Raw genomic sequence first — 14,472 nt, 5'->3', positions numbered from 1 at the left:
GTACCGCGAGTTTTTGACCTTCATCCATAACTTGGTGTCCACCTCTTTTAAGTGGACACCACATGCCAAAGCTCACTCAAATACAGAAGGTGCGGAGAAATTCGCGCTTACGAATATGTCCCCCGCCTTGCTGCGCAAGCCTCTGTCGACGAACTCATGGAAACGGCCTGAGCAGAACACATCAGGGATCAACTTCCAAGGCTCGATCAGGACAAACTACCACTTGGCCCGGAAATGTGTCTCACGGACGCCCGATGGTTACGCGGAAATCTTGTAATGGGTGGTGGCAGTGCGCCAGTAGGAATGCCCAGTTTTTGTTCGGAAGTGGCGGGCGGGACACAATGAACCCAGCCTATTCTATCTCCTTGTAATTCTAATGTTTTTTGACGGCTATTTTCGTAGGTCCCTGAGGGCTTACGAGCGGCCGGGCGATGGTTAGGCAGGAGGAAGTCCTTCTTGATCAGCTCCTCCCAGTGATCAAAAACCGGCGTAAGCATCGGGTCGAGATAGCTGATTTCGCCATTCATGAGCGCAAGATGCGCGTCTCGCCGCAGAACCTGATGCGCGCTGCAGGCCGTCCACCCGAGGATTCCTCATATCCGTCGTACTCAAAGCCCCTCCTCCCGCAGTCCTTCCAGCACACGAGTGACAGTTGGCAAGCTTATTCCCAGACCGATCGAGACCCGCGAAGGCGACGTCATCTGTTTGCGACGTACAAAATCAATGATGGTGGAGCGGTTGATTGAGCGCAGTAGGCCTGCCTGTGCCGGAAGTTCTCTCATGGTTGCCCTCTTCGCAAAGAGAGCTACGCCTGAAGCCATCACCAAGGAGATGTCAGCTTTGATTGTAGGCTCGCGGCGCAAATGTTGGCAAAAGGCATCGATAGCCGGCGGGACCGCCAGAAATACCACATTAGTAACCCTCCGTCCGAGCCGGCGCGGACCGCGCTACCCAAGCCATGGGTAATAAGTTTCACCCTGTAAAGACACGGTGGCGGTTCTTCAGGATTCGGAATACTCGGCCGAATTGAAGTCGCAGTCGAAGAGGTTGGGCCGACGCTTGCCTCGCCGAGGGTGACGGGGCTGGCCGCCAGATGCATCTCCGTCTCGATGCTGTTCCACAGGCACAGTTCAGAGATAGACGGCTGAGAAGTTGGCTGCTGCAAAACTACCTTTCACCGATGGTGAGCATTGATTCGCGCGGTGTCAGCGGATGGGATTCTTGCTTGAGGGCCGCAGGAGATCAAACGCACTACCGGTTTTCGGATCGCGGATATGATCACTCTTCCGATCTAGCTGCGGCGACCGGTAAAGACGTTCAGACCGACCAGGCGGTCGATGATAAGAACGACGATCGCAGAGCCAATCACGGACCATGTGGAAACCGCGGCGATCAGCGGCCTATACTGGTACAGAAGATACTCATAGATTTTGATCGGCAACGGCTGTAGTTCGCGCGGCGTAAGGAAGACTGAGATGGAGAAGTCATTCCACGATGTTATGAAAGCGAACAAAAACCCAGCGATGACCCCAGGTTTGATCAAGGGCAACGTCACCGACACGAACGTGCGCCACGGGTTTGCTCCGACACTGCTGGCAGCATCCTCCAGCGCCGGGTCGAGGTTCTCAGTTACCGCTGTAATAGTTCGTACCGGGTATGGCATGGTGATCATCACGTGACCGATCACGAGGACAAAAAGGTTGGTCACCCCGAATGCGTAGATCACCACCGAATACAGCGACAGCGCAAAGATCACTGATGGGACGAGCAACGGCCCCATGAACGACAAGGTCAGGATCTTGGCCACCGTTGGGGGAGCTTTCCGCAGTTGCAACGCGACCGGAAGCGCAAAAATCGTCGAGACTGTGGCCGCTACCGCTGCGACGGTAAAGCTGATCAGAGCGCCATTCACGAAGCTTCCGTCCGTAAGAGCCGCAACCATCCAATGTAAAGTCAACTGCTTGGGTGGGAAGAACATGGCTTCCGCGTTCAAAGCCGCGCCGACGACCACAAAAAGTGGTGCCACGACGATGACGAACGCACAGAAAGCGGCAATGCCTAATGCTGTAGGGAGTGGCAACCGCATTTTCCTGCTCGAAACCACTTTGTCCGTCGAGATTGTCGTGGCACTCATGTTGCTTTCCTCGCCGTGCGGAAGGTTCGATTGATGGCGAACAGGTAGATTGCAGTAATCAGGATGCTCAGAATGGTCAGGCTAATCCCGATCGCCGCCGCGAAGGGAAAATTACCCTGCACGGTGGCCTGTTCGTATGCCATCATACCCATCATTCTCACTCGGCCGCCGCCCATGAGAGATGGAATGGCAAATGCTGCGGCGTTCAAAGTGAAGGCAATCAGGGTCCCCGCGACCACTCCCGGTAGCGACAGCGGGAAGGTCACCGCCCAGAACGTTTTGTACTTGTTTGCGCCGACACTTGCCGCCGCCTCTTTGAGGGCGGGGTCGATCGCGGCGATTACGCCGATGAGTGGCAAAACAACATAAGGGATGGCAATCTGAACCAAGCCGATCAAAACGCCAATCTCGGTATACATGATGCGAACCTTCGGCATGCCGATGAAGGTCAGGGCGCTATCGACAAGCCCGCCACTCATTAGAAGAACATTCAATCCAAAGATGCGGATGACAATGTTCACGGAGAGAGACACGACCACCATGCTAGTGAGAAAGCCTCTGCGGTGCGGAGGCAGCTCGGCGATATAATAGGCGAGCACGTACCCGATAATCAAAGCCAGTACCGTAGACAAAACCGAGAGCTTCACGGTCGTCCAGAGCGCTGTCTCCAAATAGAAGGGATCGGTCCAGAACCTCGCGTAGTGCGCCAGTGTGCCGGTAAAGACAGGCGCACTGCCAACCTCGTGTGATGACATGCTCGTCGCAACAAGCCAACACACGGGGACGAAAAAGAAAAGTATGACGAACGCGAACGGCAAGAACAACGGTGCGCGGGTCGCCCAGGCAACCATGCGCTCCCGGAGCCTCCCGTGTTCGTCACTCTGTGGCAATGACGGCGTTAGTGACATTAATTCTGACCTTATCCCCGGGTTTCAAAACATCGGCGTTAGAGCGTTCCTGCAGGAAGATCGGCGACTCGGGCTCGTGAGTGAGTTTGATCCCGTACCGGATCGCCGATCCCTCATAGATCACATCACCAACAGTGCCTTCGAGCTGATTGGTGGGCAGCCCACTGCCCTGCCGTTCAAGCACAAGCCACTCGGGTCGGACGATGACTGTGACCTTCTCCCCCACCTGCTTGACCGATGGCGCATGCGCGGTAACAACAGCGCCATTGCCAAGCTTGATCTCAGCCCTGCTCTCCCGAGAATTCTGCACCAATTCCCCGGCCAGGAAATTCGCGCTACCGAGGAAGCCAGCAACGAAACGGTTGGCCGGACGCTCATAGACTGTCCGCGGGTCGGCGATCTGCTGAATCCTTCCGGATTGCATCACCACCACCTGGTCGGACATGGACAGCGCCTCCTCCTGGTCATGGGTGACGAACAACATCGTTACGCCCAGAGACCGCTGGAGCCGCTTTAGCTCAATGCGGAGCTCTTCCCGCAACCGCCGATCCAAATTGGACAGCGGTTCATCGAGAATGATCACCTCCGGGTCGATCGCAAGCGCTCGCGCCATGGCGACACGCTGCTGCTGCCCGCCACTCAGTTCCCGCGGATACCGATCCTTCAACCCGGTGAGTTGCACCATGCTTAGCGCCTCGTCTACGCGACGGGCGATTTCTTCCCGGGGCAACTTGCGTATGCGAAGACCGAACGAGAGGATCTCTGAGACAGTCATGTGGGGCCACAGGGCGTAGTTTTGGAAGACCACGCCGATGTTGCGTTTGTAAGGAGGCAGATTGGTAACCTCTCTGCCTCTGATCGAAACACGACCGTTGTCGGGGATGATGAACCCCCCAATCACTCGCAGCGTTGTTGTCTTGCCGCACCCGCTGGGCCCAAGAACGGTGATGAACTCACCGTTCTTGACCTGAAGAGAGACGTCATCCAGAACGTCGATGTCGCCATAAGTCTTGCGGCAATGCGACAGCTCAATGTCGAAGCCTTGGGTCATTATCGCTGAATTTCCCGTTCCCAGCGCTGCTGCCATTGATCGTACACTGAAACGATATACTTCCAGTCGGAACTTTTCAGATCCTTGACGTTGTCCGGCGTGATCATGATCTTCGCCTGCACTTCCGGCGGCAGCTTGGCTTCGCGGTTCGTCGGGAAATAACCAAGGCGAGTGGCCATATTGAGCCCGGATGCAGGGCTCAGCAAGTGGTTGACCAACTTCTCTGCAAGTTCGGTGTTCGGCCGGCCAGCCACCACGCTGAGCGTCGACGCGAGCGGGAAAAAGCCTTCCTTCGGAATTATGCCCTGGATTTTCACGCCTTCAGTGTCACGTGCCCAGCCAATACGACCGTCGGTCCACATGCTCATGGAGATCTGGTCGTTGCGATAGAGTTCGAGATGGTTGGCGTGGGAATCAACCCAGACGTCGATGTTCTTGGCGATTTTGGCCATTTCGGCAAACCCGGCATCAGGATGGCGCTCATCGCCGCCAGCCTCTTTCGCGAAGAGGGTGATGAGATCGATGTTTTCAGGCCGGAACCCACGTAGAGCAATGCGGCCCTTGTATTCCGGCTTCGCAAGATCGTGCCACGATTGCGGCGGCTTCACCTCGGCGGGATTGTAGGCAATCACATATGCGCCGAAATTCGCGGCCACGACTGCGTCGGAGTAAATCGCGTTCGGGTAGATGTTTTTCAGGTTCGGAACCAGGTTCGGATCGAGCGGCGCGAACGCCTTTTCGGCCTCCATACGAAGCGCAAACACCGGATCAGAAACGATAACGTCGACTTCTTTGTTTCGGACACGAGCGATGTTATTCGCGCCCGAGCCGGCGACGATGGTCACCTTGACACCGTTTTCCTGCTCGAACGACTTGACGCTCGCGACCATGGCCTCGTCATAGGCGCCGCCGAAGCCACTGAGGATTAGTTCCTTTTGTTGCGCCAGAGCCCCTGAGCTTAGCGCACAGGCTGCCACCATCATTACGCCACCAACGATGGCTTTCCCTAAATGCCATTTCATGGATTTATTCCCCTTTGGTTAAAGTTTGGCTCGCATGAGGACCGGACAAACTTTCCGCGTCAGACACCTTGTCCTACCGCAGAATTTCGGTTGACTTCAGGTTTCGCGACTGGGCCTCTATTGCCGTCAAGGCCCATCAACTCGTGTTGGAACGTCGTCTCTTTGTGCTGGGATCGACCGCGTCGAACTAAGGTTCAGCGCGACCGAGCAAACACCGCTTGGGGTTTTAGGCTTAAGAGCCACTCAAACCCATTTCTCGAGAAACGCAATGTCAAGTTGGATAAACGGTCGGATTGCGACGGATAGCCGCCAACCAGTTCGCCAAGCCATGCCCTGTTTGGGAGGTCACTGATTTTCTCGAATTCAAACCAGAATGCCATTGCGCCGTTCTCCTCTTCCCGCATGTTTCTGCAGATTTGTCTATACATATTAACAGATAGGCATAGCCAATCAAGATAATTTTTCGTCGCTTAATCAGAAGCGGCCCCTCACTTTGGGGCCGCCACGTTCACTGCTCGCTACGCAAGTTCTACCGTCAGGAAAATCGGCTCTTTGTTGCCAAAGTTGCTTTCCAGAACGGCGCGACCAACCTTGTAGAGGTCTTCGGCGTATTCCGGCAGGATCTCGCCGAGAACCGGTGTTGCGATGTCTTCGGTCACTTCGCCATACTGGACGATAACCTTGTTGCCGGTACCCTGAGAATAGCGGATCCGTCCGACCGGAGCGTCGCACTGACGTTCCTTGACATTCACCTTTGCCGTGCTGACGACAGGAGCCCAGGCATATATGGATTCACCGCTGACAACGGCGTGGTCCTGAACGACTTTAAACGGCAGAGCCTGGATAAAATCGAAGCAAAGTTCCGGGTTTTCCTTGGTCGCCAGATAGGCAATGACGCGAATGCCCAGCGGTTCCCACGTGAGGCGTACCTTCTGGCCATTGGCAATCTTCACTCGGCGCGACGGGTCGGCCAGCGCCGCAATCGAACCTTTGGGAGTCTCATAGGTGAGATGCTTGCCGATGCTCCACGGGAAGTAGTGGAAGGACCATGCCGCCAGGCGGTTGAGGTAACCCAGAAACGCCTTTACGGCTTCAACCGCTTCCTCGCGGCTGGTTGCAGTTGGGAGATACTTTGTGATCGCTTCGGCGAATGCGCCCATTTCCTGCAGGCCGCTGTAACGCAGATAGTTGCTGTACGCGTAATCAAAGCGATGCACGAGTGCACAGCACTGCTCAAGGGTGAACCTCTCGTCCTGGAACGTCAGCAGAAGCGGGTACCACGTGTACATCGACTGGTCGCGAAGCATGCCGTTCACGAAATCCAGGTTCGTGAAGTACTGGTTGTTTGTGCCGACCGCGAAAGTCCCGGTGCGGATATCCTGAAGCTCCTTTGGCTCGGTGCTTTCATAAGCATGCGTTGCTGCCCCCACCGCCTTAACGACGTCACTCAATTTATTAAACGACATTTCTCGGATTCCTATTGTTGATCTTGTGTGGCTCTGAACTCACCTCAATTAGCATAGCCAAAGACGCTGTTTTGTATATACCATTAACGGCCATGCGCGCAAATACTCGCCCATAAGTCCCCGCGCAGAACGGGAATGGAGCGTTCTTGGAAAAAATTTCGGTATAATCTGCCCGAGGGATAGAAACAAAATTCCACTTCGAGCGAGTTTTATCACCGTGAAATAAATATTTTTGCTTGTGCGGGATTTTTTCTGCTGCGGATGGCGGTCTTAACGTAATTTGCATGCCGCGGTCTAAGGACGGGTATGGTATATATCTATTCGAGCAATGGTGATAACTTACTCGATTTTGCCAGGACGATGTTAGCAATGGGAAGATCGATCGATATTGCGTGACCAGAGCTCGTGAGTATGGTCGTGACCGAATATTCAGACGAAGATAACCCCAAACTCTGCGAGCAGGTTTGGCAAGATCTGCCATTCCATCTATGGATGGATTCCAAGGATCAGCACATCACCGGTGCGGCTGCACCGACGGATCGTCGATTGCGCCATCGTGGATCGTAGATATTCCCAGGCGAGCGACAACAAATTCTTCATTCAGTACAGCAAGGGTCTGGAGCCCTGGCGCAGCCCACATTTGGAAAATTTCTGCCGCAATATCACCGTCTGCTGCCGGTGGTCGGCAAGGCTTGAGTCCGCATAATCAATTAATCGCCTTTTCGTATCAGCTATCGGGGCGGCTCCAAGCGGGAGCCGCCCTATGCATTTTTATGACGCGGCGCTTTACATCGGGACAGATTTCATATTTGTATATACAAAATGGAGGCCATAGGACGGTTATGTATGCCTCCAATTTCCCCTCTCCAAAAGGTATGGAACATGGAAAACACGCTCGTCCCCGGAAGGGTCTCACTCGAAACTCTGGCTGCCGTCTATGAAGGCATGCTCGTGCCCGTTGTTGATGCCGCCGCGCTGAAGAGGGTGCAGGTTTCTGCCAACCGGGTCGCCGAGCTCGCCGGGGGCGAGAAGGCCCATTACGGCATCAACACCGGCTTCGGGAAACTGGCGAGCGTGCGCATCCCAGCGGAAGACGTGGAGACCTTGCAGCGCAATCTGATCCTGTCGCATTGCTGTGGTGTCGGAACTCCGCTCGCAGACGGGGTCGTTCGCCTGATCATGACGCTAAAGCTGATCTCGCTGGGAAGGGGCGCCTCGGGCGTGCGGCCGCTGGTGATGAATGTTCTTTCCGCGATGCTCGAAAAGAACGTCTTGCCGATCATACCGGAAAAAGGCTCGGTCGGCGCCTCTGGCGATCTTGCTCCTCTCGCCCATATGACCGCGGCCTTGATCGGCGAGGGCCAGGCTAAGTTCGATGGCGAGGTGATGTCGGCAAAGGTTGCATTGGCAAGAGCCGGCCTGACGCCGATTGTGCTGAAGGCTAAGGAGGGCCTCGCCATGATCAACGGCACTCAGACCTCGACGGCACTCGCATTGGCGGGCCTGTTCAGGGCTCATCGTGCTCTGATTTCCTCCCTGGTTTCCGGCGCACTGTCCACCGACGCGGCGATGGGATCGACGTCGCCTTTCCACCCGGAGATCCATAGTCTCCGGGGCCATCAAGGCCAAATCGACGCGGCCAAAACACTGAGATTGCTCATGGATGGATCCCAAATTCGGGAAAGCCATCAAGAAGGCGATGAGCGCGTTCAGGATCCGTACTGCATGCGGTGCCAGCCACAGGTCGTCGGGGCTTGCTTGGATCTTCTGCGACAAGCGGCGAATACCTTGATCATCGAGGCCAACGCGGCCACGGACAATCCCCTCGTACTCTCCGATGGTACGATTGTCTCGGGTGGCAACTTCCATGCTGAACCCGTCGCATTCGCAGCAGACCAGATCGCGATCGCAATCTGCGAAATCGGGGCAATCGCCCAGCGACGCATCGCCCTGTTGGTGGATCCGGTTTTGAGCTACGGCCTGCCGGCGTTTTTGACGCCGAAGCCCGGTCTAAACTCCGGCTTCATGATCGCCGAAGTCACCTCGGCCGCGTTGATGTCGGAAAACAAGCAAATGTCGCATCCCGCTTCGGTCGACTCCACACCGACGTCGGCAAATCAGGAGGACCACGTGTCGATGGCATGCCACGGCGCGCGCCGTCTCCTTCAGATGACAGATAACCTGTTCTCGATCGTTGGGATCGAAGCCATCAGCGCGGCCCAGGGTATTGATCTGCGTGCTCCCCTCACCACCAGCCCGGAGCTTGGTGCGGTTCGAACGGTCATACGGACGTCGATACCAAAGCTTGAAGACGACCGCTATATGGCGGACGATCTCAAGCGGGCGACCGAGCTCGTTGCAAGTGGTCGTTTGGTCGCTCCGTTGACCAAGGGTCTCTTGCCGCTGCTCTAATCCGCAACGACACAGTTCTTTGGACGGCGGCACCATTCGTGCCCTATAGAGTCAAATTTCGGTAGAAAACCCTTCTTTGGACCCGTTAGAAGCTGCGACCGGACCGGCCTTCGGTGTACGAGCAATTCATCATATGTTATAGACCAATGAGAGATTATATACAGAACGGTCAGAGAATATGATGGTGAGCGATTCCCACTTTCGTAAGGTAGCGTTGTCTGCCCATGGATGATTTTGTAACGGAAAAGCCGGCTTCTTCACGATACCTGGAGATCCAGCGCGATATCGAAAGCAAGATGGCGACTGGTGAATGGGGCCCAGGCTATCGGATCCCTCCAGAGCGCGAGCTGGTCGATATTTACAATTGTTCTCGAATGACTGTGAACAAGGCTCTGTCAAGTCTTGCCGCTTCGGGGATGATTACTCGAAAGCGCCGGTCTGGCTCCTTTGTCGCGCCTCCGCGTATCGAAGAGCCATTGATGCATATCCAGGATATCCGAGCAGAGGTCATGGCGATTGATCGGACCTACACGTTTGAGATTACCGATCGCAGCATTCGTACAGCCACCGACGCGATCGACGCACGCCACGTCGGGGTTCTTGTCGGAACGCGCCTTCTGACCCTTGAGGTTATGCATTATGCCGACAATCTGCCTTTCACAATGGAAACCCGCCAAATCAACCTGGATGCGGTCCCGCAGGTGGAAAAGCTACAGTTCAAAGACGAGCCGCCCGGCAGCTGGCTCCTTCACAACGTTCCCTTCACGGACGGAGAGCACTCGATCCGCGCGGTCTCGGCAGACGCAATCTTGGCCAGAAGGCTGCAAGTCGTTGAGCGCACCGCTTGCATTTCTATTGCCCGCAGGACTTGGCAGGACGGCGTGCTCATTACCTTCGTTCGCCTCATTTATCCTGGTGATCGCCACCGTTTCGTCGTAAGATTCAAGCCGTCAATGACACTTGGCGCCTCCTAACGGCCCGGAAAGCAGACAAAAAGGCTGGAGCACTGCCTTGCGGCGTTCAGCCGAGCCAGAATTGATTTCATGGCCGAGGCCACTGGCCACCTGCGTGCAAGTGGCCGCGTGATCGATGCACGATACTGTTCGGAAACCCTTTTCGCCCATGTCAACGAAATACCACTATACCCCCCTTCCGACATAACATCGACCTCGTCGAACCTTCAGGAAGGTTCAAGATAGGAAGCGTTCAATGGCTCCCGTCCGAATAGGGGATAGATATCGGCGGCACTTTTACCGACTTTGTTGGTTGTGACCGAAGGTTTCCGCGATATCTTTGAGCTCTCCAAAGCCTTCGTCTCACTGATCCTGATCTGCCGTTCGACAGACAAGAGCAAGACCATTTCGTCGAGCGTCACGTCCTTGCGTTCTTCGATCAACTCGATGACGAAGGCCTCGTGTGCACCCAGTGCCGACGGCCGCCTCCAACCCTGCGGTCGGGAGGTTGGCTCACCGTCTTTCGCTCTTGTAATCCAGCGGATCGCCGTGCAAATGGCAACCTCGAACCGAGCCGCCGCCGGGGCCGAAAGGCCAGCAGCAGACGCTTTCAACAAACGCAATCGAAGGTCATCGTCCAATACCCGTGCCATCATCCACCTCTTCGCTGTGGATGTTGAATCAGTTTCGGCTCGCATCGTCACATCAGGATTGATTCAGTGATCGCCGGATTGGCTCTAGTCGCCGCTGGATGAAAGTGGCCTTGGCAGGTCATATCCAGCCCCAAATCGCCCTCAATTGATTATACTTGTCGTTGATATGTATATACCATATAATTGAGAAGGCTGATAGAGAGAATGGGCCAACGCCTAAAGGAAAGCTGTGAGCGATATTCGGATTCAAAAGGCTTCTCCAATTTTAAATGCCAAGAACATGTAGTCGGTTGAGCACTGCAGATGGTTTGATAAAGGAGACTGATGTTGCCTGATAAGAAGAAGCTCAAACTGGGCCTTCTGCTGGAAGGTGCTGGCCGAACGTTCACAGACTGGGCGCACGCAAATGCGGTCCGCGACGCCGGATCCAGCTTTGACTTTCATAGGAGACAGACACAGCTTGTGGAGCAGGGCAAGTTCCACTTCGTCTTCCTGGCGGACCAAGTCTACTGCGAAGCGAGATCGGAACCGCACGCTCTGAGCCGTTTGGAGCCGATCGCTCTCTTGTCTGCGCTTGCTGTTGCCACGCAGCGCATTGGATTGGTCGGGACCGTCTCGACGACATTCAGCCATCCTTATACAACTGCGCGGCAGATGGCCACGATCGACCATATTTCAGGAGGCCGAGCGGGCTGGAATGTGGTTACCAGCGATCCGAACAAGGGCTGCCAGAACTATGGCGGCGTGCCTCAACTTTCCCACGCCGACCGCTATCGGATGGCACGTGAATATGTTGGACTTGCCACGGCACTTTGGGACAGTTGGGAAGACGATGCATTCGTCCAGGACAAGGAAAAGGGAATCTTTTTCGACCCGGCCAAAATGCATACGCTTAACCACAAAGGGGAATTTTTTCAGGTCCAAGGCCCACTTAACATTCGCCGTGCTCCCCAGGGCTATCCCCTGCTTCTTACGGCGACCTTCTCCAAGGAAGGCCGTGTCTTCGCTGGCGAATGTGTTGAAGGCGTTTTTAGTATACCGGAAAATCTGCCTGAATCGCAGGATCTCTATAGACAGATCAAGGCAGCCGCCATCAATGCTGGTCGCAATCCTGAGCATGTCATCATCCTTCCGACCTGCAAGCCGATCGTCGGCAGCACAGAAGAAGAAACGGCAAAGTTAGTTCAGGAGCGTCGCGCCAGCGTGTCTTTCGAACAAAAGTTGCGTTATTTAGGTAAGTGGTTCAAGAATCACGACTTCTCCGTTTATGACCCCGATGGACAGATACCGCTGGAGGTCATTGCATCAGGCCTCATTGGCCACGAAGGCGAAGTCGAAAGAATCGAGCATGCGACAAAGGTTGAAAAGCTGAGCCTTCGCCAGATTGCGGAGCGTTTTGGCCAGCCGGTAGATCGCTTCGCAGGAACTCCGCAGCAGATAGCAGATGAGATGGAACTTTGGCTGCGGGAAAAAGGCGCGGACGGATTTATCATGGGAGAACCACTTCCCGGCCAACTCAAGGTGTTCGTTGAGGAAGTCGTTCCCCTTCTCCAGAGACGCGGCCTCTTCCACGAGGATTATGAAGGGGCGACGCTACGTGAAAACCTCGGCCTGCCACGACCCAAGAATCGTTTCGCCGCCAAGGCCTAATTGACGTGGCAATTTACGCACAAACGCACAAACGCACAAATGAATGAATGAACCTAGTTTCGCACGCCACATAACCATATATCCTGCAACAGCAGCGGTTCAATTCCGAGCCCGCAGCCTGATTAGAGGCAGGACGGTGATCAGGATGATAGGCAGCGTCGTCAGGTGGAGGAATTTGCGACCGCAAACTCAATGTCGTCGGCCTTAGATGAGCGCGACTAGATTGAAAACGATGCCTTGCCCACCCTCACGAAAAAAGAAAGCAGTGCCGGCTTCTACGATATCACAATCATTATTGACGCAGAAAATTTAAAGAGCGTATGTAGTTGGTATTGTTATCCGGGATAAAGCTAAGCTACTTTTTTGCAGATGTTGAATTCATTTTTTTGGTTTAAATGATGGCGTTGAAGCCTCTGAAAATCAGTTGTGTTGCACGTTAATCCACCGGTTCCTCAGAGGGTTGAAAGCTCTGTTCTGCCTCTATTCGATTGTTGAATATCCCGTTCTTCCACCGCCTTTTACTGGCATCTGATCTTTCACCAGAGATATCGGGCCATTTTCCCAGGATATTTGCAAATGCGAGGCACCCACTCGATCAAAAAGGGCACGGTTTTGCCCGAAAAGATCATGACGTAAGTGAGTTGCAAGCCCAGCATAATGAAGTACCTGTAATCCTCGACAGCTGTTTCTTTAGTTGCCCGGTATGGGATTGCGACGAAGAACATCTGGCCGAAGAGGCCGGAGACCGTGTTGGTGGTAAACTCGACTAAGTCATCGATGAGTTGCTCATCTTCGGTGACCATAAGGAAAGTGTTGATTTCCATGACAGTCGCATATCCGAGTGCCTGGAAGAAGGTGCCCCACGCCCGAAGGTAGAAGAAGGCGTTACCAAAGAGAATGATACCGTTCGCATAGGAATAGTAGCTCTTGGGGTTTTTGAAAAATGCGAAAAAGGCCCCGCTAAAGCTTTGCGTTGATCTGTAACGATGTCCAGGCGGCAGGGCACTGTCGAGGAAGTCGATCTTGCGGCGGATCCCGCGCCTTGTAACCGACAAAGCTAACTTCGTCGTTTTGCTGAGTTTCTTGGGTTTGGTCCACTCGGTGAGGTCATTAAGCACACCCCTCAGCCGCGTGCATTCATTCACCGTTTGCGTGAAAGAGGTGGTCAGGCCTTTTTTCGAGATCCGGCGATTAAGCCAAAAGCGATACCAAAACCTTTCGGCGAATTGCGCGCAGATCTGAAGCAGGATTCCGAAGACGCACGCAGGAATAAGGTAGGCCTGTTCGTAGTAGAAGTGGCGGAGATCCCTATCGAAGCCCAGTGGAGCAAACCAGATACTTGTGGTAACAGGCCCAACGGCTTGCTCTCTGATGAACTGGGCACAGACGGAAGGGACCTGATAGCTGCCGAAAAGCAGGGGAAAAAGCTGCCACGTAATAAAGCTGGAAGTAGGGACCGAGCGAACATTGAAGATTTTTTCGCCGATCAGGCCGAAGCTGAGATTGGGGAGCGTGAGAAGCGCGACTATGAGAGGCCAAAAATACCACGCGCTGAGAATGATCCTGAGATGCCAGGTTACCTTGCTGCGAAATCGTGCATCCGGTTCGGGTTGCTTCCAGACAATCTTTTTGGAAAAAGGCGATTGAACTTCGCCTTGCCCCAAGATGCGTTTGAAAACCGCGTCCTCCTTGTTCTCAAAAATCTTAAGGCGATCCTTGATATGCTTGGGATAAGTGGCGACGAGATCCGTATTGACCTTGACACGGTGGATCCAATTCTCGTCCGCGAATTGACCGGGAAGCAGCCGATCGTCGCGAGGGTTCCAGGCCCCAATGCAGGTCACCCAATCGACGCTGTTCAGGGCGTTGCGCCAACCCATCATTTAAGTCGGCGGTGATGGATCCGGTTTGTTGAGTGCTTGTTGGGATTGATTGGGCCGGTCTGTTGAATTGTTATTTTGAAGGGATATCAAACATTATTCCGGCAGAGGAGGAAGGCGGCACTATATAAGTTCACCGGATCATGTCGTTAGCGAGCAAACATCTAACTTGACACGTCATCCGCCACGTCAGCATAGCGATCTGGCTACGTCCCCTGCCACGTCATCCGCCACGTCAGCATAGCGGCCCGGCCACGTCATCCCGACCGATGTCACTATACAACTGCTCCAAGTCCATACTTCCATTCCTCATCAACACCACCGCCTCTCAAACAATCAAGAC

11 protein-coding genes and 1 pseudogene are annotated in these 14,472 nt (G+C 54.5%); 4 read left to right on the top strand and 8 right to left on the bottom strand.

Annotated features, from left to right (window positions below; genetic code table 11):
* Positions 1–277 (top strand): hypothetical protein (locus MOV63_RS18150; RefSeq protein WP_247035440.1); only part of this gene is annotated, 277 nt, incomplete at its 5' end.
* Positions 278–1,291: 1,014 nt separating this feature from the next.
* Here MOV63_RS18150 and MOV63_RS18145 read toward each other — a convergent pair.
* The 6 genes from MOV63_RS18145 to MOV63_RS18120 all read right to left on the bottom strand — a co-directional run bounded on the left by MOV63_RS18145 (position 1,292) and on the right by MOV63_RS18120 (position 6,581).
* Complete coding sequence (locus tag MOV63_RS18145) at positions 1,292–2,134, bottom strand: ABC transporter permease (RefSeq protein ID WP_247035438.1); 843 nt, start codon at positions 2,132–2,134, stop codon at positions 1,292–1,294.
* Positions 2,131–2,985 carry an ABC transporter permease gene (locus MOV63_RS18140; protein ID WP_247035436.1) on the bottom strand — a complete coding sequence of 285 codons (855 nt, stop codon included), beginning with the start codon at positions 2,983–2,985 and terminating at the stop codon, positions 2,131–2,133. Before MOV63_RS18140 ends, MOV63_RS18145 begins: the two co-directional genes overlap by 4 nt.
* 25 nt (positions 2,986–3,010) lie before the next feature.
* Positions 3,011–4,093 (bottom strand): ABC transporter ATP-binding protein, encoded by a 1,083-nt coding sequence (locus tag MOV63_RS18135; protein ID WP_247035434.1) that lies wholly within the window; start codon positions 4,091–4,093, stop codon positions 3,011–3,013.
* On the bottom strand, positions 4,093–5,115 hold the full coding sequence (locus MOV63_RS18130; RefSeq protein ID WP_247035432.1) for an ABC transporter substrate-binding protein: 1,023 nt from the start codon (positions 5,113–5,115) through the stop codon (positions 4,093–4,095). Before MOV63_RS18130 ends, MOV63_RS18135 begins: the two co-directional genes overlap by 1 nt.
* A 194-nt stretch (positions 5,116–5,309) precedes the next feature.
* Positions 5,310–5,495: a hypothetical protein gene (locus MOV63_RS18125; RefSeq protein ID WP_247035431.1), complete on the bottom strand. Its 186-nt coding sequence runs from the start codon at positions 5,493–5,495 to the stop codon at positions 5,310–5,312.
* Between the two features lie 138 nt (positions 5,496–5,633).
* Complete coding sequence (locus MOV63_RS18120; protein WP_247035429.1) at positions 5,634–6,581, bottom strand: hypothetical protein; 948 nt, start codon at positions 6,579–6,581, stop codon at positions 5,634–5,636.
* An 882-nt stretch (positions 6,582–7,463) separates the two neighbouring features.
* Here MOV63_RS18120 and hutH point away from each other — a divergent pair.
* On the top strand, positions 7,464–8,993 hold the full coding sequence (gene hutH, locus MOV63_RS18115; protein WP_247035422.1) for a histidine ammonia-lyase: 1,530 nt from the start codon (positions 7,464–7,466) through the stop codon (positions 8,991–8,993).
* Positions 8,994–9,217: 224 nt separating this feature from the next.
* Positions 9,218–9,967: a UTRA domain-containing protein gene (locus MOV63_RS18110; RefSeq protein ID WP_247035420.1), complete on the top strand. Its 750-nt coding sequence runs from the start codon at positions 9,218–9,220 to the stop codon at positions 9,965–9,967.
* A gap of 338 nt (positions 9,968–10,305) precedes the next feature.
* Here the strand turns inward: MOV63_RS18110 and MOV63_RS18105 are convergent.
* A pseudogene (locus MOV63_RS18105) lies at positions 10,306–10,599 on the bottom strand (IS630 family transposase); the annotation flags it as partial.
* 324 nt (positions 10,600–10,923) lie between these two features.
* Between MOV63_RS18105 and MOV63_RS18100 the strand changes: the two are divergent.
* On the top strand, positions 10,924–12,249 hold the full coding sequence (locus MOV63_RS18100; protein WP_247035419.1) for an NtaA/DmoA family FMN-dependent monooxygenase: 1,326 nt from the start codon (positions 10,924–10,926) through the stop codon (positions 12,247–12,249).
* A 536-nt stretch (positions 12,250–12,785) separates the two neighbouring features.
* On the opposite strand, the gene MOV63_RS18095 is transcribed toward MOV63_RS18100, so the two are convergent.
* Positions 12,786–14,132, bottom strand: coding sequence for a hypothetical protein (locus tag MOV63_RS18095; protein ID WP_247035416.1), 1,347 nt, complete (start codon positions 14,130–14,132; stop codon positions 12,786–12,788).
* Between the last annotated feature and the right edge of the window lie 340 nt (positions 14,133–14,472).

The organism is Neorhizobium sp. SHOUNA12A (assembly GCF_023006505.1).
Lineage (GTDB): Bacteria > Pseudomonadota > Alphaproteobacteria > Rhizobiales > Rhizobiaceae > Neorhizobium.
Note: the sequence above shows the minus strand (reverse complement) of the source record. Positions and strands in the feature narration are given on the sequence as shown.

Excerpts from the sequence above, each read along its gene's own strand:
- MOV63_RS18110 (WP_247035420.1), top strand. The coding sequence starts at position 9,218 with ATGGATGATTTTGTAACGGAAAAGCCGGCTTCTTCACGATACCTGGAG.
- MOV63_RS18140 (WP_247035436.1), bottom strand. The coding sequence starts at position 2,985 with ATGGTTGCCTGGGCGACCCGCGCACCGTTGTTCTTGCCGTTCGCGTTC.
- MOV63_RS18120 (WP_247035429.1), bottom strand. The coding sequence starts at position 6,581 with ATGTCGTTTAATAAATTGAGTGACGTCGTTAAGGCGGTGGGGGCAGCA.
- MOV63_RS18135 (WP_247035434.1), bottom strand. The coding sequence starts at position 4,093 with ATGACCCAAGGCTTCGACATTGAGCTGTCGCATTGCCGCAAGACTTAT.
- hutH (WP_247035422.1), top strand. The coding sequence starts at position 7,464 with ATGGAAAACACGCTCGTCCCCGGAAGGGTCTCACTCGAAACTCTGGCT.
- MOV63_RS18125 (WP_247035431.1), bottom strand. The coding sequence starts at position 5,495 with ATGGCATTCTGGTTTGAATTCGAGAAAATCAGTGACCTCCCAAACAGG.
- MOV63_RS18130 (WP_247035432.1), bottom strand. The coding sequence starts at position 5,115 with ATGAAATGGCATTTAGGGAAAGCCATCGTTGGTGGCGTAATGATGGTG.
- MOV63_RS18145 (WP_247035438.1), bottom strand. The coding sequence starts at position 2,134 with ATGAGTGCCACGACAATCTCGACGGACAAAGTGGTTTCGAGCAGGAAA.
- MOV63_RS18095 (WP_247035416.1), bottom strand. The coding sequence starts at position 14,132 with ATGATGGGTTGGCGCAACGCCCTGAACAGCGTCGATTGGGTGACCTGC.
- MOV63_RS18100 (WP_247035419.1), top strand. The coding sequence starts at position 10,924 with ATGTTGCCTGATAAGAAGAAGCTCAAACTGGGCCTTCTGCTGGAAGGT.